We start from the raw sequence: 18935 nt of genomic DNA on the forward strand, positions 1-18935 counted from the left end.
TGGAAAGCGAAAAACAGGTAACAGGTACGAAAATATCGCAATAGGACATAACCACACTCTTTGCATTGTTTCTCCCTTCCGATCGGATACGCTTTTTTAGATATCGCTGGCGGCATGCGCCAGAACTCAACGGGGGAAGAAACGCGTGTTATGAATACGAATAATGAGGAGACCTTTTATCAGGCGATGCGCCGGAAGGGAGTGAGCCGACGCAGTTTTCTTAAATACTGTAGCCTCGCCGCAACATCGCTGGGATTAGGGGCTGGAATGACGCCCCGAATAGCCTGGGCGCTGGAGAACAAACCCCGGATCCCGGTCGTCTGGATCCACGGACTGGAATGCACCTGCTGTACCGAATCGTTTATTCGCTCCTCGCACCCACTCGCCAAAGACGTCATCCTCTCTCTGATTTCCCTCGATTACGACGACACGCTGATGGCCGCCGCCGGAACGCAGGCCGAAGAGGTATTTGAAGACATTCTGAGCCGCTACCACGGCCGATACATTCTGGCAGTCGAGGGCAACCCTCCGCTGGGCGAGCAAGGGATGTTTTGCATCAGCAGCGGGCGCCCTTTTATTGAAAAGTTAAAACGAGCCGCAGCAGGAGCCAGCGCGATTATCGCCTGGGGAACCTGCGCCTCCTGGGGCTGCGTGCAGGCTGCCCGGCCTAACCCCACCCAGGCTACGCCGATCGATAAGGTGATCACCGATAAGCCGATCGTGAAAGTGCCCGGCTGCCCGCCGATTCCGGATGTCATGAGCGCCATCATTACCTACATGGTGACGTTTGGAAGGTTGCCTGAACTCGACCGTCTTGGGCGTCCGCTGATGTTCTATGGTCAGCGTATTCACGATAAATGCTACCGCCGCGCCCACTTTGACGCCGGGGAGTTCGTTGAGAGTTGGGACGATGACGCCGCCCGCAAAGGCTATTGCCTGTACAAAATGGGCTGCAAGGGGCCAACCACCTATAACGCCTGTTCCACCACCCGCTGGAATGGCGGCGTTTCCTTCCCCATCCAGTCCGGCCACGGTTGTCTGGGATGTTCGGAAAACGGCTTCTGGGATCGCGGTTCGTTCTACAGCCGCGTGGTTGATATTCCACAAATGGGGACGCATTCAACCGCCGATACCGTGGGCCTCACCGCGCTAGGCGTCGTGGCGGCCGGTGTCGGTGTTCACGCAGTCGCCAGCGCCGTCAATCAACACAACCGCCACAAACAGCAACTAGCCGACGCCGGACAACAGTCTCCAGACAATAAGGATAAACAGGCATGAGCAATTCGTATCAAACCCAGGGATATACAGTCAATAATGCCGGTCGCCGTCTGGTTGTGGATCCCATTACGCGCATTGAAGGCCATATGCGTTGTGAAGTGAACATTAATGAACAAAACATCATCACCAACGCGGTTTCCTGCGGCACCATGTTCCGCGGGCTGGAGATCATTCTACAGGGGCGCGATCCGCGCGATGCCTGGGCATTTGTCGAACGAATTTGCGGAGTGTGCACCGGCGTACATGCGCTCGCCTCGGTCTATGCCATTGAGGACGCTATTGGCATAAAGGTGCCCGACAACGCCAACATCATTCGCAATATTATGCTGGCGACGCTGTGGTGCCACGACCATCTGGTGCACTTTTACCAGTTAGCCGGAATGGACTGGATTGACGTGCTGAATGCCCTGAAAGCAGACCCGCGCGCCACATCGCAACTGGCACAAAGCCTTTCAGCCTGGCCGATATCTTCTCCTGGCTACTTCTTTGACGTTCAAAATCGCCTGAAGAAATTTGTCGAAGGCGGTCAGTTGGGGATTTTTCGCAACGGTTATTGGGGACATCCGCAGTACAAACTGTCGCCAGAGGCCAACCTGATGGGCTTTGCCCACTATCTGGAAGCGCTCGATTTTCAGCGCGAGATCATCAAAATCCATACGGTGTTTGGCGGTAAGAATCCGCATCCGAACTGGATTGTCGGCGGGATGCCGTGCGCTATCAATATCGATCAGAGCGGCGCGGTAGGCGCAGTCGATATGGAACGCCTGAACCTGGTGCAGTCAATCATCACCCGTACCGCTGATTTCATCAACAACGTCATGGTGCCTGACGCACTGGCTATCGGCCAGTTCAATAAACCCTGGAGCCAGATTGGCACCGGGCTTTCTGATAAGTGCGTCCTAAGCTACGGCGCGTTCCCGGATATCGCCAATGACTTCAGCGCGAAAAGCCTGTTGATGCCTGGCGGCGCGGTGATTAATGGTGATTTTAACAACGTCATGCCGGTGGACCTGGACGATCAGCAGCAAATTCAGGAGTTTGTCGATCATGCCTGGTATCGTTATCCGGACGATCAATTAGGTCGCCACCCGTTCGAAGGGATTACTGAACCCTGGTACAACCCGGGCGATGTCAAAGGCAGCGATACCGATATCAAGCAGCTCAACGAACAGGAACGCTATTCGTGGATTAAAGCCCCGCGCTGGCGGGGACACGCTATGGAAGTTGGGCCGTTGGCGCGTACGCTGATTGCCTATCACAAAGGGGATGCCGCCACGATTGAATCCGTGGATCGCATGATGTCCGCCCTCAAGCTGCCGCTATCGGGTATGCAATCAACGCTGGGACGTATTCTGTGCCGCGCGCACGAAGCGCAGTGGGCCGTGAGCAAGCTGCAATATTTCTTCGACAAGCTGATGACCAACCTGAAAAACGGCAATCTGGCTACCGCAAATACCGAAAAGTGGGAGCCTGAAAGCTGGCCGCAGCACTGTCGCGGGATCGGTTTTACCGAAGCGCCGCGCGGAGCATTAGGCCACTGGGCATCGATTCGCGACCAGAAGATCGACCTGTATCAATGCGTGGTGCCGACCACCTGGAATGCCAGCCCGCGCGATCCAAAGGGACAAATTGGCGCTTACGAGGCGGCGCTGATGGGCACCCAAATGGCGATACCGGATCAACCGTTGGAGATCCTGCGCACCTTGCACAGCTTCGACCCCTGCCTGGCATGTTCAACCCACGTACTCGGCGACGACGGCAGTGAACTTATCGCCGTCCAGGTTCGCTAAGCGTTAAGGAACGGAACGATGACTGGAAAAACATCCCCACGCGTCAGGGAGGCGCGTGATACCGCCACCAGCCACTATGTGTTTGAAGCGCCAGTACGCTTGTGGCACTGGCTGACGGTTGGCTGCATGTTGGTGTTGATGGTGACCGGATACTTCATTGGCCGACCGCTGCCGTCGGTCAGCGGTGAGGCCACTTATCTGTTCTATATGGGCGACATCCGGCTGGTGCATTTCGCCGCCGCCATGGTGTTCACGGTGATACTGCTGATGCGCATTTACTGGGCCTTCGTCGGTAACCGCTATTCACGCGAACTGTTTATCGTGCCGATCTGGCGGCGCAGTTGGTGGCAGGGTGCGTATTCTGTGGTGCGTTGGTATCTGTTTCTGGAAAAAAAACCGGGAGATGATATCGGTCATAACCCCATCGCGCAGGCGGCGATGTGCGGTTATTTCCTGCTTTCCGTTTTTATGATCCTCACCGGTTTTGCCTTATACAGCGAACATAGCCAGTACGCCATTTTTACCCCTTTCCGCTATGTGACGGAGTTTTTCTACTGGACTGGCGGGAACTCTCTCGACATCCACAGCTGGCATCGGTTGGGGATGTGGCTCATCGCCGCCTTCATCGTAGGCCATGTGTATATGGCGATTCGTGAGGACATCATGTCTGACGAGACCGTCATCTCAACCATGATTAACGGCTTTCGTAGCCATAAATTTCCCAAAAGTCAGCACGACAAGGAGGCATCATGAGCGAACCTAACGTCATCGTGATGGGCTTAGGCAACCTGCTGTGGGCTGATGAAGGGTTTGGTATTCGCCTCGCCGAGCGCCTGTACGCCCACTATCACTGGCCAGAATCGGTAGAGATTGTTGACGGCGGCACACAGGGGCTGAATCTGCTGGGCTACGTTGAGCAGGCCAGCCATTTGCTGCTGCTGGACGCCATCGACTACGGACTTGAACCGGGCACCCTGCAAACTTACGCCGGAGACAAAGTCCCGAGCTACCTCAGCGCCAAAAAAATGAGTCTGCATCAGAACAGCTTCTCTGAAGTGCTGGCTCTGGCGGATATTCGCGGCCATCTGCCCGCACACATCGCTCTGGTGGGACTACAGCCGGTACAGCTGGACGACTATGGCGGCAGCCTGACCGACATCGCGCGCGCTCAGCTCCCGGCGGCAGAACAGGCCGCGCTTACGCAACTGGCCGCGTGGGGCATTGCGCCACAGACAAGCGATGAAACGCGTTGCCTGAACTATGAGTGTCTGTCGATGGAAAACTATGAAGGCGTGCGTATTCGCCAGTATCGCGTAACGCTGGAGAGATAATTAACATGTTGAATGACCAACCGTTTTCTGCGCTATGGCAGCGAATGCTGGCTAAGGGCTGGCAACCGCTGAGCGCATCTGAACTGGATGACTGGATAACCCGCGTGCGTGATGGCGTGGTCCTGCTCAGTAGCGATCCTCGCCGTACACCGGAAGTCAGCGATAACCCGGTCATGATTGCCGAGTTGCTCCGCGAGTTTCCCCAGTTTGACTGGCACATCGCCATGGCGGATCTTGAACACAGCGAGGCGATCGGCGATCGCTTTGGCGTGTTCCGTTTTCCGGCTACCCTGGTGTTTACCCAGGGTGAGCTGCGCGGCATTCTCAGCGGTATCCACCCGTGGGCCGACCTGCTCAACCTGATGCGTCCCCTCGTTGAACAACGCATACCGCCGGAGTCTGCATGATGAGCGATTCCTTTTTTCATCTGCTGGGGCCGGGAACGCAGCCGGGTGATGACAGCTTCAGCATGAATCCCTTGCCCCTCACCTGCCAGGTCAACAGCGACCCCAGCATGGCAACACTGGAAAACTGTCCGCACAGCCCGGCGGTGATGGCATTGTTAGCCGACGTACGCCACCAGCTCGCCCGGAGAATTCCCACTAAACAGGAGGTGCTGGGATGGGATTTATCCGCCCTCAATGCAGACGATCTTACCTTTCTGAATACGCTGCTTGGCGAAGGCGAAGTTTCCGTGCGCATCCAGCATGCTGACGGCAGGGCGGGCGAGATTCAGGAGTCGATTTTCTGCGGTATCTGGCGGGTGCGTTGCCAGAATGACAAGGGGCAATGGCAGGAACATCTGGAAGCAGGCAGTGCGCCACGGGCGCTGTGGCAGGCGGCAACAATCAATACGCTGCCGGACGATAGCCTGCTGCCTCCACCCATAGATGGGTTGATGAATGGCCTGACGCTGGCCCAGGAACTGCTGGCGCACGTGCGCGATCCGGCCACACTTCCCCATAGCATTAACCTCACCCAACTGCCGATTAGCGACGCGGATCGCCTGTTCCTCGTCCGCCTGTGCGGCGAAGGGCACATTCAGATCCGCACCATCGGCTACGGCGAGAGCCAAATCGACGCCACGGCGCTGCGCCATGTCTGGCATGTTCGCTGTCTGGATACCCTGAAAGGGCTTCTGCTTGAGAGTTATGAGATCTGTCCGTTGCCGGAACTGGTGTTGGCCGCACCGGAAGATCTGCTCGACTCGCTCGAGCGCCTGGATGAAGTCTGCGGCTGGCTGGCATCCGGCCCGCCTGCCTGATCCCCCTCTTTAGACCCGAGTACTTTTCTACTGCGGGTCTGGCGTTTTCTTCCTTACCTATTCACTCTCTAATGCCTGATGGAGTTCGCATGTGGGACGTCATTGACTTATCGCGCTGGCAGTTTGCGCTAACCGCGCTGTACCATTTTCTGTTTGTTCCCCTGACGCTGGGGCTGATTTTTTTGCTGGCCATCATGGAAACCCTGTTCGTGGTGACCGGCAAAACAGTCTACCGCGACATGACGCGTTTCTGGGGAAAGTTATTCGGTATTAACTTTGCGCTCGGCGTGGCAACCGGCCTGACCATGGAGTTTCAGTTCGGTACAAACTGGTCGCTCTATTCCAACTATGTGGGTGATATTTTCGGTGCCCCGCTGGCGATGGAAGCCTTGATGGCCTTCTTTCTTGAATCCACCTTCGTGGGGCTGTTCTTCTTTGGCTGGCAGCGCTTAAACAAGTATCAGCATTTACTGGTGACCTGGCTGGTTGCGTTTGGCTCTAACATCTCGGCCCTGTGGATCCTCAACGCCAACGGCTGGATGCAGTATCCAACTGGCGCTCACTTTAATATTGATACCCTGCGCATGGAGATGACCAGCTTTAGCGAGCTGGTCTTTAACCCCGTCAGCCAGGTGAAATTTGTGCATACCGTGATGTCCGGTTATGTCACCGGCGCCATGTTTGTGATGTCCATCAGCGCCTGGTATTTGCTGCATGGTCGCAATCGCGAGTTCGCCCGGCGCTCCTTCGCGGTGGGTTCCGTCTTTGGCACGCTGGCTATCCTCGGCACGCTACAACTGGGTGATAGCTCAGCCTATGAGGTCGCCCAGCTCCAGCCGGTAAAACTGGCGGCAATGGAGGGCGAATGGCAAACCGAACCGGCCCCCGCGCCCTTTCATGTCATCGCCTGGCCGCAGCAGGAGCAAGAGCGTAACGCCTTTGCCGTGAAGATACCGGCCCTGCTGGGTATCCTGGCGACTCACTCGTTAGATACCCCGGTTCCAGGACTCAAAAATCTGATGGCGGACGCACTCCGCCGCCTGCAGCGGGGTCGGGAGGCGTGGCTGCTGATGCAGGAAATCGCCAAAGGTAACCGCACGCCGCAGGTGCTGAAGGCTTTCCACGCCGTAGAAAATGATCTGGGTTACGGCATCCTGTTGGCGAACTACGCGCCTGATATGAATCATGTGACCCCCGCGCAATATCAGGCCGCGCAACGCGGCGCCATTCCGCAAGTGGCCCCCGTGTTCTGGAGCTTTCGCATCATGATTGCTTGCGGTTCGCTGCTGCTACTGGTGATGGCGATTGCGTTGATACAGACCTTACGCTGGCGTATCGACCAGCATCGCTGGGTACTGCGCATGACGCTGTGGAGCCTGCCGCTACCATGGATTGCCATCGAAGCTGGCTGGTTTATGACGGAGTTTGGCCGCCAGCCGTGGGCGATTCAGGATATTTTGCCGACATGGTACGCCCACTCCGCGCTGAGCGCAGGCCAACTGGCCTTCTCGATGGGGCTAATTCTCACGCTTTACACCCTGTTTTTAATTGCTGAGGTCTACCTGATGCAGAAATACGCGCGCCTTGGTCCAGATGCAATGCATAACCAGCAACCAACGCAACAACAGGGATAAAGGAGACAATCATGTTGGATTATGAAACGTTGCGGCTCATTTGGTGGCTGCTGATTGGCATCATTCTGGTGGCCTTTATGGTCACTGACGGGTTTGATATGGGGGTCGGCTGCCTGTTACCGCTGATCGCGCGAAACGATGATGAGCGACGGGTGTTAATCAATAGCGTCGGGGCGCACTGGGAAGGTAACCAGGTGTGGCTCATTCTGGCGGGTGGTGCATTATTCGCGGCCTGGCCGCGGGTCTATGCCGCCGCATTTTCGGGGTTTTATGTGGCAATGATCCTGGTGCTGTGTGCCCTTTTCTTTCGCCCGTTGGCCTTTGATTATCGCGGCAAAATAGCCAATGCACGCTGGCGTGCTATGTGGGACACCGGGTTGGTTATCGGGAGCCTGGTCCCTCCTGTTATCTTCGGCGTCGCGTTCGGCAACCTGTTCTTGGGCGTGCCTTTTATCTTCACACCACAGCTTCATGTGCAATACCTGGGCACTTTCTGGCAGTTACTCTCACCCTTTGCGCTACTGTGCGGCGCATTAAGCCTGATGCTGGTTATTCTGCAAGGGGGCATGTGGATCCAGTTGAAGACCGACGGCATTCTTCACCAACGCGCGCTCTCTGCTACCCGTCGTAGCGCAATGCTGGTCGTGCTCTGCTTTCTGTTAGCCGGTTACTGGCTATGGACGGGGATCGACGGCTATGTGCTACTTAGCCAGGAGCCGAATGGTCCTTCCAACCCGCTATTAAAAATGGTAACGACCTCACCGGGCGCATGGATGGCGCACTTTTATCAATCACCACTGCTGTTAATTATTCCGCTGCTTGGCATGATTTTCCCGATGCTCGCGATCTATGCCTGCGGGCAGCGTCGGGCCGTATGGGGATTTTTGTGCGCTTCACTGACCCAGGCCTGCGTGATCTTCACCGCCGGAATAACCCTGTTTCCGTTTGTGATGCCTTCCAGCGCATATCCGCTCTCCAGCCTGACGGTGTGGGACAGCACTTCCAGCCAGATGACTCTCAGTATCATGCTGGTTATTGTGCTGATTTTTCTACCGATCGTTCTGCTTTATACCGCGTGGAGCTATTACAAAATGCTGGGACGAATCAATGTAGAAACGATCCGCCGCCACAATCACGAACTTTACTAGGGAGGACTGTACGATGTGGTATCTGTTTTGGTTTGTCGGCATTCTGCTGATGTGCGTGCTCTCTACGCTGGCGCTGGTCTGGCTGGAGTCGCGGCAGAAATAATACTGCGCGTGCGCTACGCTTTCTGGCTCCCCGGTTTATTCGGGGAGCGTTTTTATCCCCTTTCCATCAGCTCGCCAAGGCGCCGAATCTGCCGTCCCTGGTGATCGAAATTACGTTCATCGAGCCACATATCGTAGGCCGGTCGAAGTGACGGGTACTCACCGTCAATGATTGAGTACCATGCGGTATCTCGATTACGCCCCCGCGTGACAACAGCCTGACGAAATATGCCTTCAAAACTGAAGCCAAAGCGCTCCGCCGCCCCACGGGAAGGCGCATTGAAGGCATCACATTTCCATTCAAAGCGGCGATAGCCCAGATCCTCAAAAACGTACTTTAAAAGCAATGAGATGACTTCCGTTGAAATTCGTGTGCGTTTCATGCGTACGGAGTAAGAAACATGCCCTACCTCAATCACACCATTTGCGGGATCAATCCGCATAAGAGCAAACGTCCCAACAGGTTTCATACTGGTTAAATCGATCACGGCAAAATGCATCGGATCTGTCTGTTCTTCCATGTTTTTTAAATAAACCAGGAAGGCATCAAAAGTTTCAAAAGGCCCGACCGCCAGATATGTCCAGTCGCGACAATCGCTTGCTTCGCAGTACGCTTCATACAACTCTTTTGCATGGCGTTCGGTGTTAATGCGTTCAAGCTTACAATAGCGACCTGTAATTTGCTGAGCCTGTGGAAAGGGTGCGCCTTTCCAGTCAGACAAAGTCATACCTACGGGTTGTTGGAATTGATTAAAGACGCCCGGCATATCTGTACCTCTTACAAAACAGAACTAAACCAGCGCAGGGTATGATCAAACTGAGCGGCCCAAAAGAACCACAATGCGTGTTTTTAACGGATCCACACTATTTAATTGTACAAAAAACAAACTCTATATTTTTGCCCGTAGCGAAAGAAACGTATTTACTGCATTAATGCTAAGAGCTGAATAAATTATAATTTAAATAACCTGAGCCAAACGACGAATCCCATCAACAATTGCCTCTACCGGATGATTTGCAAAACCAATCAAAATCCCCTGTCGTGATACATCTCTCTGGTAATAACGACTTAGTGATAGTATTCCCATCCCTAGTAATCTGGCTTGCTCCTCAACTTCATTTCCGGTTAATCCGTTTTGTAGCCAGCACACAATATGGACGCCAGAGTCAGAAGGCTGCACAATCATTTTATCAGCCAGGTATTCTTGAATAGCATTGACCAGCGCAGTTCTTCTTTCATAGCATGCCTTACGAATTCGGCGCACATGACTGGCATAGTGACCATCCTCAATAAAATTCGCCATCACAGCCTGTTCAAGATAACTGGTGCCAAGATCGGAAAAATATTTCGTCACCATAATCTGTTCTTGTAAACCCGGCGGGACAACTAAAAAACCTAAACGGAATTCCGGGTACATCATTTTAGAAAATGTTCCGGCGTAGATTACGCGTTGATTCTGATCTAATCCTTGCAGAGCTTGTAAAGAACGGTCGGCATAACGGAACTCGCTATTATAGTCATCTTCAAATATCCATGCCTGATTCGACTTCGCCCATTCCAGCAACTCAAAACGCCGGGATAAACTTAACGTTCCACTTAATGGATATTGATCCGACGGGACGACATAGGCCAGCTTAGCGTCAGGAAAATGATCAATACCATAGCGGACGTTCATTCCCTCGCTATCTACCGGTACCGGCCTCACCATCGCGCCAACTGACATGAAGGCTCCGCGAGCGCCTTTGTAACCCGGGTCGTCCAGCCAAACGTCACTTCCTGCCGACAGCAATGCTCGTGCAGTAATGTTCAATGCCTGTTGAATACCATTTACGATGATTATCTGATCTTCGTTACAGTTCACTCCACGCGTTGTTTTAATGTAGCGGCAAACCGCTTTTCTCAAAGGAAGGTACCCGCAAGGATGAGTGTGAGCGCCCAGTTGATGCCGGGATTGTCTCCAGACACGTTGCAGTAGCTTTCCCCATAACGCATGCGGGAAGAGATCCGTACACCCGACACCAACCGCAAATAGGCGGTTCATGCCGCGCCCTTCATACTCATTTGACCACAAATCGCGAACAGGATTATTTCGGCTGTGAACCTGTTCATCAGGCGAGACGACGCCCCCCGACGCTATCTTTGGATAGCTATTGCTGATACTCCGATCCGGAATATTATGTGAGACATATGTTCCAGACCCTTTACGGGTCTGGATATACCCTTCATCTAATAGCCTGTCATAACCGGCGATCGCTGAGTTTCGTGAAATTGACATCATCTCGGACAATGCCCTGGTTGACGGCATTTTTGTTCCTGGCGGCAATCGCCCTTCGAGGATGTGATCGCGGAGGATGTGGTAAACCTGCTCCTTAACCGCGCCTTTTCCTAAAACAAATCCTTGAAATAAAGGCGCATTGTTTTTCTTCATTGTATTAACCTTTATACTAAAAGTGGATCCTATCAATATATCGAAAGTGTCTCTTTACGAGAATTTATAAAGTTCTTAGTATCATCATACTAACACATTACTCGTATAAAATATCAGGATATATATGATTAACATGAATACCGTTACTATTGAAAGTGCAGAACAAAAAGACTACGCCAGCTGGCTTCCTTTATGGATAAACTATCAAACATTTTATCGCACTAAAATTTCAGATGAAGTAACAAAATTAACGTGGGAGCGTTTCCTTACCCCGAGCGAACCTGTTTATTGTGCTGTTGCCAAATATGATGGAAAAATAGTGGGACTGGTGCATTATCTCTTTCACCGTTCAACATGGGCAGAATCCAACTATTGCTATCTCGAAGATTTATTTGTTAGCGAAGAGGTACGTGGTCAACATATCGGTAAACAGCTTATCGAGTATGTCCAACAACAAGCCAAAAAACACCACGCGTCAAGATTATACTGGCATACGCATGAAACCAATCTCCGTGGACAACGTCTGTATGACTGGGTGGCCCAAAAGAGCGGGATGATCGAATATCGTATGTAAGGATAATAATACTCAGGATAGTATTTAATTATTCAGTACTAAAAATAAGCCTCTGAGTAGATATACTCAGAGGATGTCTCGGTGACAAATCCCCCCAACCTGAATAAGATAAGGAAAAGGCCCAGCGATAAGCAAATTCTTAAGAATCAAAAAGGTAAAGAGCCAGCATGGCAACGATAAAGGATGTTGCAGAGTTAGCGGGAGTGTCCACCGCAACAGTTTCACGTGTTATTAATCAAACCGCATGGGTTGAACCCGTGACGCGTGAGCGTGTTGAAAAAGCCATGCGCGAACTGAACTATCATCGCAATGCCGCCGCTATTGCATTAGCGAAACGCAGCGGTGACATGCTCGGGTTATTGACCGGCAACCTTGCCGATCCCTTTTTTGCCAGGCTTGCCCGAGGCGTGGAAGAAGTATCACGCCAGCAGCAATTTCGGCTGATGGTATGCAGCGGTGGCCACGATGAAGGAATGGAAAAATCAGGACTCGATTTTCTGATAAACCAGGGCTGTGAAGCTATTGTGGTCCATGCCAGTAGACTGTCTGAAAAGGAACTGTTGCGATATGCCGCTCATTTTCCTGCCATGGTGGTCGTGAACCGCTATATTGCCGGGATGGCCAATCGCTGCGTGTGGCTGGAAAATAGTCAGGCAGCTAAAACAGCCACGCTACATCTCCTGGAACAGGGGCACCGTTGTATTGCCTGCGTGACAAGTGATTTACCGATTATCGATCGCCGTGAGCGGCTGGAAGGCTATCGCCAGGCGCTGGCCGAATATGGCATTACGCCAGATAAAAACTGGGTGATTAGCGTGCCCTTTAATGAAGAAGGTGGCGAACGCGCTGCACACCAGCTGCTTAATTGCGGCATTCCTTTCACCGCAGCAGTGACGTTTAATGATGTAATGGCCGCCGGGATTATGCGCATCCTCCATCAGCAGGGAATTACACTTCCGCAGCAGCTTTCGATCGTTGGATTTGATGATGTGGTGATGGCTCGCTATCTCTACCCCGCACTCACAACAATGCATTATCCCGTTGAGCGCATGGCTCGCTGCGCTTCGCAGCTGGCGATACAGCTTTTTAAGGGCGCAACTCAGCGTCCCAGCGTGAATAGTTTCACTGCGGATTTAGTGATCCGCGATTCTGTTCTTCCCCCCTCTCTCTGAAATCAATGCGTAAATCGTCAAGCCCCTGAATTGTGATCGACTTCAAGTTTAACGTCTTCATGTAATCGCTTACATGAGGGCCAATGAGCGATCACAGTCAGGCAAAAGGGTGTTCTCTACTCTTGAGCGACCTTACAGACTGGAGATTCATGAATGAATGCCTCTCAAAATCAGAAAAAAACACTCTCATTTGGACTGGCAGTGATCCCTATTTTAGCCATGCTACTGCTGTTAATTATTGGCTACGGCATCATGGGGCTACGTATTGAGCCTTTGTTGCTATGTTCTGCTGCAGTCGCCGCGGGCATGGCCTGGTGGCAAGGGTATTGCTGGGAAGACATCATTAATTCGGTGGTTGATAAACTCGCCAAAGCAATGCCGGTTATCATGATTCTTATCTGTGTCGGCGGCCTGATTGGTACATGGATGTTCAGCGGCACCATCCCTTACATGGTGTACTGGGGACTTAAACTCATCAGCCCCGAATACATTCTCATCGCCGCCTTCTTTTTGACCAGCGTCGTATCGGTGTGTACCGGAACCTCCTGGGGTTCCGCCGGAACGGTTGGCGTAGCATTGATGGGCGTTGCCGCCGGACTGGATGTCTCGATGGCAGCAGCGGCAGGTGCCGTTGTTTCTGGCGCTTACTTCGGTGACAAGATATCGCCGCTGTCAGACTCCACCAACTTTGCGGCCATTGTTGCAGATACCACCCTTTTCGAGCATATCCAGCACTTATTGTGGACCACTATTCCCAGCTTTCTGCTTGCCGCCGTGGTTTATCTTATTGCCGGCCACAGCAATATGCTCGGCGAGGTCGCCACGCCGCAACGGGTTACCGATATTGTCAACGCTCTGGAGTCGCTATACCACTTCAATATCATTCTGATTTTGCCGCCAGTTATTGTGTTGTGGGGCGCGATTCGTAAAAAGCCAGTCATTCCTTTAATGCTGAGTGCATGCGTATTAGCCCTGATTCTGGGCGTTGTCATGCAAGGACTCAGCATCAAGCAGGGACTGGATGCCTTTATAGATGGATTTAACATTACTATGTTCCCGCAAGGGAGTGAGGGCATTATTGCTGATGTTCCGCGCCTGCTGAACCGCGGCGGAATGTTCTCAATGATGAGCACTATCCTTCTGGTATTTTGCGCATTCTCTTTTGCCGGTGCCTTAACGTTAACCGGCGCGCTCAACATTATCATTAACCGCTTACTGACGGTCATTCACAGTGTCGGTCAGTTAATTGCGGCAACCATTGGTACCACCCTTCTGGTGACCGGAGCGACAAGCGACGGCAAGCTGGCTCTTCTGGTTCCAGCTGAACTGTTTAAAGACGCATATCGTCGTATGGGACTGGATACCAAAAATCTGTCCCGCACTATTGAAGACGCTGGCACCGTCATTGAGCCGTTGTTGCCGTGGACCGCTGCTGGAGTTTATATGGCCACGACATTAGGAGTGAGCACGCTGGATTTATTGCCATGGGCGATTCAGTGCTATGCCGCAATCTTCTTCGCCTTGATTTACGGTTTCACGGGAATCGGTATTGCGAAGGCGCCATCAGTGGCAGAAACAGAAAAAAATATTACGGCAGCAGAATAGGGAGAGCATGTAATGGATTTTAATAAGATTATCGATCGTCACGATACCGCCTCGTTGAAATGGGACTTTATGGCGCGATATTTCGGCGAGGATACACATCAACTGTTGCCAATGTGGGTGTCTGATTTTGACTTTACTTGCCCGCCCGCTGTTCAGGAGGCTTTAACTCACCGCGTCGGGCACGGTATTTTTGGTTACAGCGAACGACCACAAAGCTACTTTGATTCATTAATCTCATGGTTCTCAACCCGGCATCAGCTGGAAATCAAGCAAGAGTGGATCTGCAGTATTGAAGGTGTTGTTCCGGGATTATCGCTACTCGTACAAATGCTGAGTCAACCCGGTGAAGGCGTGGTCGTTCAGGGACCTTATTATGGCTCATTCGCTAAAATTATCTCTCTGAACGGCAGACAGCTGCTGGAAAATCCGTTGTATGAGGACCCAGCTACCGGTTATCAAATGGATTTTGCTCACCTGGAAATGTTATTCCGGACTGAACGTCCACCATTAATGATTTTATGTAATCCGCATAACCCAACCGGTCGTTGTTGGTCTGCACAGGAGCTGGAACAGCTACTTACGCTATGCGAGACCTATGATGTGACGTTGCTGTCTGATGAGATATGGGCAGATTTATTGCTTCCTGGAGAACAATTTACTTCAGTTCTGCATCTGGGAGAACGCTGGCATTCGCGTGTAATTTCAGCCACTTCAGCCAGTAAAACGTTTGGTTTGTCGACATTGCGTATTGCTAATTTTCTGATACCGGCACCGGCATTGCGTGAACACTTTTTACGCCGTCTGGATGCGCATGGACTTGATGTATTCAATGCGCTATCCGTCGAGGCGAGTACGGCTGCATGGCAACATGGTGCACCATGGTTAGACGAGTTACTTGGCTATCTGGCTGAAAATCGACGCTGGTTTATTCAACAAATTGATGAATATCTCCCATGGGCTCGGGTTGTTCCTTCCCAGGCAACGTATCTATTGTGGATAGATTGCAAAGCGCTTGGACTGGATGATGAGCAGCTCAAATGGGTAATGCTTGATGTTGCCGGTATTGCGCCTTCAATGGGAAATGGCTTTGGTCCTGCTGGAAATGGTTTTATCCGGCTGAACATGGGATGTCCACGCGCCTACCTCGAAAAAGCGGTAGAGGGGTTGAAGCGTATTGCATTTACATCCTGTTGAATCTGCTCAGTAAACGAATCGGCCCTGGCACAGGGCCGCTCGATATTATCAGCCATTTCGACGAGGCCTGATTAACGACCTCTGAACTACCAACCAAGAATGGCGATGCGGAGAACGTGGTGCAGGTTACCCGGAAAAAAAAAGATGCGCACTGAAAACCGCAGTAAACGGGGTTTGCGTTGATTTCGGTAGACCTGGGAAGAGTTTGAAATGGTGCCGATAATAGGAGTCGAACCTACGACCTTCGCATTACGAATTAGTAGAATCACATTTAACTAACTGTTTTATATAGCCATTACCGCATTCACACGCCTCAAGTTAATGGCACATGCATTAAGATGAAGTATCGTAACAATCCTCGTGCGACACAAAACTGGCACACATCCCATCCCATCCCATCCCATCCCATCCCATCCCATCCCATCAGGATTACTCCCCACCCCTCTGCGAACTAATGCAGAGTTTTGTGCATCCCGCTTTTATCTCTCTAACCAAATTCTATTGACCGATAAATTTATATGGCACGCCGTGACGCGTGCCGTCGAAATGTGAAAAAACATGGGGCCGAGCTAATACAACCGATATGACTGCACGCAGTCCATTCCATCAAAGGTTCCTATGCTGGTTTAGTTGGCCATGCAGGGTTATCTGGATCAACTTTTGTTAGCTCATAACGATACTTCTGCCAGGCGACTAACTTCGGCTTGTCTGCATCGTCAATGTAACCACCATCGTCAGCATCTTTTAGTGGCGCAATGACCTGTGAAGCCTCGAATATCAGTGTGGATTTTTTTGCAGTATTCTCAGCTGCATCTGCACTCTGCTTTGCAGCCTCATCAAGCACCCACTTAGTGCCATCCCATCTATCGTAAGGCGTGGCAGGTGCTAATGGCGTAAACCCTGTTTTTATTTCCCCCAAATAATCCACTACAACAGATTGTTGAGTATCAGTCGCATAGACTGTCGAGCCCCGATGATCTGGTACCAGTTGCCAGGATGAGCCATTAAATACCGGTGCCATTCCTTTCATTTCCTCAGGTGGGGCAACCGTCGTGGAGCATCCCGGCACACTGACGCCAATATTGATAAACTCATCAGACCAACCTGTATACACGAAAGTCATCGGGTCGTAATAATAAACGCGAACGTCACCCGCTTCGGTGGCATGCCCCGTCTGGTCAAAAATAACCGGCATTATGCAGCCCTCACTAAAAAGTTAAATGCCACATTTCGTGGACGGAATTCATTCGCAGTTGGAACCTGGCGACTTACATCCAAATTCAGATTTGACAACCTGTCACTAGGGGCCGTTGAAGATTCGGTAGGTGAAGCAAAATTACCACCTTCGCCAGTCGCTGAAAAAACGCCATTAGCGTTGTTGCTGAATATCCTGCCAATTGACCCCGCAGTGCGGCCCTCGATATTACCAGTCAGGTTCCGCATGGCGTCCCCCTGAGCCGAGAGTAATGCGCGACCTGTATCAACGCCCCTGCCATCATCGGCAACCCGAATAAATTCACCGCGGGTTTCCGTTAACTTCAGTCCCGGCCATACAAGGGCCAGTTTTGGATACTGAGCAGCAGTAAATGTTGCGCCGTTTAATTTTAAAAACGTCATTCCCGCCCATTCAGGTATAACGGTATTTGGCATAGCAGCTGACGGCCAGTAAAACGGAATACCTATCGGTGGCAATCCGCAACCCAGTCCCAAATTTAATTGAGCCTCCTGTTTGGTGTTCCCGCCAGTACCTCCGCCAATAATGCTAAGCGGAACATTTTGGGAATTTTCTTCATCCCACATTCCCCAGGAACCATCCTCCCCAATAAAAATATGATATTTACCAGATGATGATGTTAACCATACTTGTGAGCCACCATTAACAACGACATCCAATCCAAGGTATTGGAGAACCGCAGCGATATCGCTCTTCCCGATGATGTCACGGCCTACCTGAGTGAGGTCGGTCAAAGCTGCAGTATCATCCCCGTTGAAATACGGTAATTTATTCGCAACGCCCACTAACGCGGCTAACGCCGTCAATGTAGGATCCAGCGGTTGGAAGTTCCCAAGGATGTAGGACAGCGTTCCGGCCGTCATCATGTTTGCCGCAGTGTCATTTGCTGACCACGCTCGTGGGACAGTTCCTTCCTGCCCACGCTGAATAGTAAAGACATCACCAGCCCGGGCAGTAACATGAACAATCTCCGTAAGAGAACCGGTTGCAGCATCAATAATCGTCAGTTTAAAGAAACTTGTTCCTGCTACCGGAGACGGGAAAAGCGTTCCTGTTCCAGCGTTTACGGTAAGAGATGTTGCCGTTGAGCTAATTCCGGCCGCAAGCACTGTCTGGGCATTGTTGGCGGCTAAAAGTGTAAGTGCCATTTATCCTCCGGGATTCGGGCAATAAAAACCCTCTTTTAGGGTTGTTGATGTTATGATTAACTTAAAATAATTTAACGCGAGGTATAAAATGAAAAGCTTTACAGTTTCTATCCTGAAGATACTTTTATCTTCAGTCAGCACATTAACAATTATGCTTTCTGGATTTTTGATGTTCCTTATTTTCGATATGTGGGTACATGAAGGTGTTCCACCATTCGAAAATTTAAAATTCAGTGTTGCTTTGTTTTTTACAATAATCTTATTACTTGGTATATGTCAGTGTCTTAAATACTACACCTACATAGCAATAGATTCTCGAAATAATTCTAGCCAATAATTGTTACCGTTACTGGTTGGTAAAATGGCATGTGCAGCAGGCCACTATCAAAGGCCTGCTTAAATAAAGATGCATATTCATAGTCTGTGCTTTTTATCAAGACGCTTTTGTTTTGATTAAAAGCCTGTGAGTTATAGGTGAAGTGATTAAACATGGAGGCGTCTGTTAACTTTCTGAACCCCTTAATTATTGAGATGCTTGCCCCTGAACTTGAGAACAAGACCGAGATACTCCACCTCTGATCGTTAACAACATCCACCCCGTCGACCCCAGTCAAAAATCTCATTATTCGGCGCTTCAGCCATGGGATAGTGAAATAGTACCCATCACCCTTGTAGAAGTTCCATGTCATGATGCGCTTGAACAGATCATCGGAGACAACAACCTGCTCAGACTGATTTACCACCTTCCTACCATTAAATGGCAGCTGGTTAAACAGCATGGCATTGTACGGGCCGTAAACGGTTCGCTTCCCACTGATAAGCACTGGCGTCTTAACGCCATAAATCCCTCTGGCTATCCATTTCAGCTGGTCACCAGCATTGTATCCGCCAGCAAATATCGGCAGGTTGGCGTTAATCATCCATGAATAAATTTCCTGTGCCATGGTGTTATACGCAGTAACGAACGCCTGAAGATCATCATCGTCGTTATACTGCGTATACAGGTATGATTTAATGATATCTTCCAGCATG

General features: G+C 51.2%; 18 protein-coding genes. 13 read left to right on the forward strand and 5 right to left on the reverse strand.

Annotated elements, in window-relative coordinates:
* Window positions 1–150 precede the first annotated feature (150 nt).
* The 9 genes from hyaA (at window position 151) to cbdX (ending at window position 8548) form a co-directional block, all read left to right on the forward strand.
* Window positions 151–1278, forward strand: coding sequence for a hydrogenase 1 small subunit (gene hyaA, locus LY264_RS19170; RefSeq protein WP_103015322.1), 1128 nt, complete (start codon window positions 151–153; stop codon window positions 1276–1278).
* Complete coding sequence (hyaB, locus tag LY264_RS19175) at window positions 1275–3068, forward strand: Ni/Fe-hydrogenase large subunit (RefSeq protein WP_048226403.1); 1794 nt, start codon at window positions 1275–1277, stop codon at window positions 3066–3068. The genes hyaA and hyaB overlap by 4 nt, the downstream gene beginning before the upstream one ends.
* A gap of 18 nt (window positions 3069–3086) precedes the next feature.
* Window positions 3087–3821, forward strand: a complete 735-nt coding sequence (gene hyaC / locus LY264_RS19180; protein ID WP_048226405.1) for a Ni/Fe-hydrogenase b-type cytochrome subunit — start codon at window positions 3087–3089, stop codon at window positions 3819–3821.
* On the forward strand, window positions 3818–4399 hold the full coding sequence (hyaD, locus tag LY264_RS19185; RefSeq protein WP_048226406.1) for a hydrogenase 1 maturation protease: 582 nt from the start codon (window positions 3818–3820) through the stop codon (window positions 4397–4399). Before hyaC ends, hyaD begins: the two co-directional genes overlap by 4 nt.
* 5 nt (window positions 4400–4404) lie before the next feature.
* Complete coding sequence (hyaE, locus tag LY264_RS19190) at window positions 4405–4806, forward strand: hydrogenase-1 operon protein HyaE (RefSeq protein ID WP_048226408.1); 402 nt, start codon at window positions 4405–4407, stop codon at window positions 4804–4806.
* Complete coding sequence (locus LY264_RS19195; RefSeq protein WP_048226480.1) at window positions 4806–5663, forward strand: hydrogenase expression/formation protein; 858 nt, start codon at window positions 4806–4808, stop codon at window positions 5661–5663. Before hyaE ends, LY264_RS19195 begins: the two co-directional genes overlap by 1 nt.
* 89 nt (window positions 5664–5752) lie before the next feature.
* Entirely contained in the window at window positions 5753–7297 is a 1545-nt protein-coding gene (appC, locus tag LY264_RS19200; RefSeq protein WP_048226410.1) for a cytochrome bd-II oxidase subunit 1, read from the forward strand.
* A gap of 11 nt (window positions 7298–7308) precedes the next feature.
* Entirely contained in the window at window positions 7309–8445 is a 1137-nt protein-coding gene (gene appB / locus LY264_RS19205) for a cytochrome d ubiquinol oxidase subunit II (protein ID WP_048226412.1), read from the forward strand.
* Window positions 8446–8458: 13 nt separating this feature from the next.
* Window positions 8459–8548, forward strand: coding sequence for a cytochrome bd-II oxidase subunit CbdX (gene cbdX, locus LY264_RS19210; RefSeq protein ID WP_071444626.1), 90 nt, complete (start codon window positions 8459–8461; stop codon window positions 8546–8548).
* A 52-nt stretch (window positions 8549–8600) separates the two neighbouring features.
* Here the strand turns inward: cbdX and LY264_RS19215 are convergent, their stop codons facing one another.
* Both LY264_RS19215 and pdxR read right to left on the reverse strand, forming a co-directional pair.
* Entirely contained in the window at window positions 8601–9314 is a 714-nt protein-coding gene (locus LY264_RS19215; protein WP_048226414.1) for a GNAT family N-acetyltransferase, read from the reverse strand.
* Between the two features lie 192 nt (window positions 9315–9506).
* On the reverse strand, window positions 9507–10976 hold the full coding sequence (pdxR, locus tag LY264_RS19220) for a MocR-like pyridoxine biosynthesis transcription factor PdxR (protein ID WP_048226416.1): 1470 nt from the start codon (window positions 10974–10976) through the stop codon (window positions 9507–9509).
* Window positions 10977–11100: 124 nt separating this feature from the next.
* Between pdxR and LY264_RS19225 the strand changes: the two genes are divergently transcribed.
* From LY264_RS19225 to LY264_RS19240, 4 genes are all read left to right on the forward strand, one after another.
* Window positions 11101–11550 carry a GNAT family N-acetyltransferase gene (locus tag LY264_RS19225; protein ID WP_008783829.1) on the forward strand — a complete coding sequence of 150 codons (450 nt, stop codon included), beginning with the start codon at window positions 11101–11103 and terminating at the stop codon, window positions 11548–11550.
* Between the two features lie 167 nt (window positions 11551–11717).
* On the forward strand, window positions 11718–12722 hold the full coding sequence (locus tag LY264_RS19230) for a LacI family DNA-binding transcriptional regulator (RefSeq protein WP_008783828.1): 1005 nt from the start codon (window positions 11718–11720) through the stop codon (window positions 12720–12722).
* Window positions 12723–12875: 153 nt separating this feature from the next.
* Entirely contained in the window at window positions 12876–14327 is a 1452-nt protein-coding gene (nhaC, locus tag LY264_RS19235; protein ID WP_048226419.1) for a Na+/H+ antiporter NhaC, read from the forward strand.
* 12 nt (window positions 14328–14339) lie between these two features.
* Complete coding sequence (locus LY264_RS19240; RefSeq protein WP_048226420.1) at window positions 14340–15521, forward strand: MalY/PatB family protein; 1182 nt, start codon at window positions 14340–14342, stop codon at window positions 15519–15521.
* Between the two features lie 616 nt (window positions 15522–16137).
* Here LY264_RS19240 and LY264_RS19245 read toward each other — a convergent pair.
* The 3 genes from LY264_RS19245 to LY264_RS19255 form a co-directional block, all read right to left on the reverse strand.
* Entirely contained in the window at window positions 16138–16716 is a 579-nt protein-coding gene (locus LY264_RS19245) for a tail fiber assembly protein (RefSeq protein WP_249457367.1), read from the reverse strand.
* On the reverse strand, window positions 16716–17903 hold the full coding sequence (locus LY264_RS19250; protein WP_249457370.1) for a hypothetical protein: 1188 nt from the start codon (window positions 17901–17903) through the stop codon (window positions 16716–16718). The genes LY264_RS19245 and LY264_RS19250 overlap by 1 nt, the downstream gene beginning before the upstream one ends.
* A gap of 326 nt (window positions 17904–18229) precedes the next feature.
* Window positions 18230–18934 carry a hypothetical protein gene (locus LY264_RS19255; RefSeq protein WP_249457373.1) on the reverse strand — a complete coding sequence of 235 codons (705 nt, stop codon included), beginning with the start codon at window positions 18932–18934 and terminating at the stop codon, window positions 18230–18232.
* Window position 18935: the final 1 nt, after the last annotated feature.

The sequence above is a fragment of the Citrobacter portucalensis genome (assembly GCF_023374935.1).
Classification (GTDB): Bacteria; Pseudomonadota; Gammaproteobacteria; order Enterobacterales; family Enterobacteriaceae; genus Citrobacter; species Citrobacter portucalensis.

Excerpts from the sequence above, each read along its gene's own strand:
- nhaC (WP_048226419.1), top strand. The coding sequence starts at position 12,876 with ATGAATGCCTCTCAAAATCAGAAAAAAACACTCTCATTTGGACTGGCA.
- LY264_RS19255 (WP_249457373.1), bottom strand. The coding sequence starts at position 18,934 with ATGCTGGAAGATATCATTAAATCATACCTGTATACGCAGTATAACGAC.
- LY264_RS19230 (WP_008783828.1), top strand. The coding sequence starts at position 11,718 with ATGGCAACGATAAAGGATGTTGCAGAGTTAGCGGGAGTGTCCACCGCA.
- hyaA (WP_103015322.1), top strand. The coding sequence starts at position 151 with ATGAATACGAATAATGAGGAGACCTTTTATCAGGCGATGCGCCGGAAG.
- LY264_RS19250 (WP_249457370.1), bottom strand. The coding sequence starts at position 17,903 with ATGGCACTTACACTTTTAGCCGCCAACAATGCCCAGACAGTGCTTGCG.
- LY264_RS19195 (WP_048226480.1), top strand. The coding sequence starts at position 4,806 with ATGAGCGATTCCTTTTTTCATCTGCTGGGGCCGGGAACGCAGCCGGGT.
- LY264_RS19245 (WP_249457367.1), bottom strand. The coding sequence starts at position 16,716 with ATGCCGGTTATTTTTGACCAGACGGGGCATGCCACCGAAGCGGGTGAC.
- LY264_RS19215 (WP_048226414.1), bottom strand. The coding sequence starts at position 9,314 with ATGCCGGGCGTCTTTAATCAATTCCAACAACCCGTAGGTATGACTTTG.
- LY264_RS19240 (WP_048226420.1), top strand. The coding sequence starts at position 14,340 with ATGGATTTTAATAAGATTATCGATCGTCACGATACCGCCTCGTTGAAA.
- cbdX (WP_071444626.1), top strand. The coding sequence starts at position 8,459 with ATGTGGTATCTGTTTTGGTTTGTCGGCATTCTGCTGATGTGCGTGCTC.
- hyaD (WP_048226406.1), top strand. The coding sequence starts at position 3,818 with ATGAGCGAACCTAACGTCATCGTGATGGGCTTAGGCAACCTGCTGTGG.
- LY264_RS19225 (WP_008783829.1), top strand. The coding sequence starts at position 11,101 with ATGATTAACATGAATACCGTTACTATTGAAAGTGCAGAACAAAAAGAC.
- hyaE (WP_048226408.1), top strand. The coding sequence starts at position 4,405 with ATGTTGAATGACCAACCGTTTTCTGCGCTATGGCAGCGAATGCTGGCT.
- pdxR (WP_048226416.1), bottom strand. The coding sequence starts at position 10,976 with ATGAAGAAAAACAATGCGCCTTTATTTCAAGGATTTGTTTTAGGAAAA.
- hyaB (WP_048226403.1), top strand. The coding sequence starts at position 1,275 with ATGAGCAATTCGTATCAAACCCAGGGATATACAGTCAATAATGCCGGT.
- appB (WP_048226412.1), top strand. The coding sequence starts at position 7,309 with ATGTTGGATTATGAAACGTTGCGGCTCATTTGGTGGCTGCTGATTGGC.
- hyaC (WP_048226405.1), top strand. The coding sequence starts at position 3,087 with ATGACTGGAAAAACATCCCCACGCGTCAGGGAGGCGCGTGATACCGCC.
- appC (WP_048226410.1), top strand. The coding sequence starts at position 5,753 with ATGTGGGACGTCATTGACTTATCGCGCTGGCAGTTTGCGCTAACCGCG.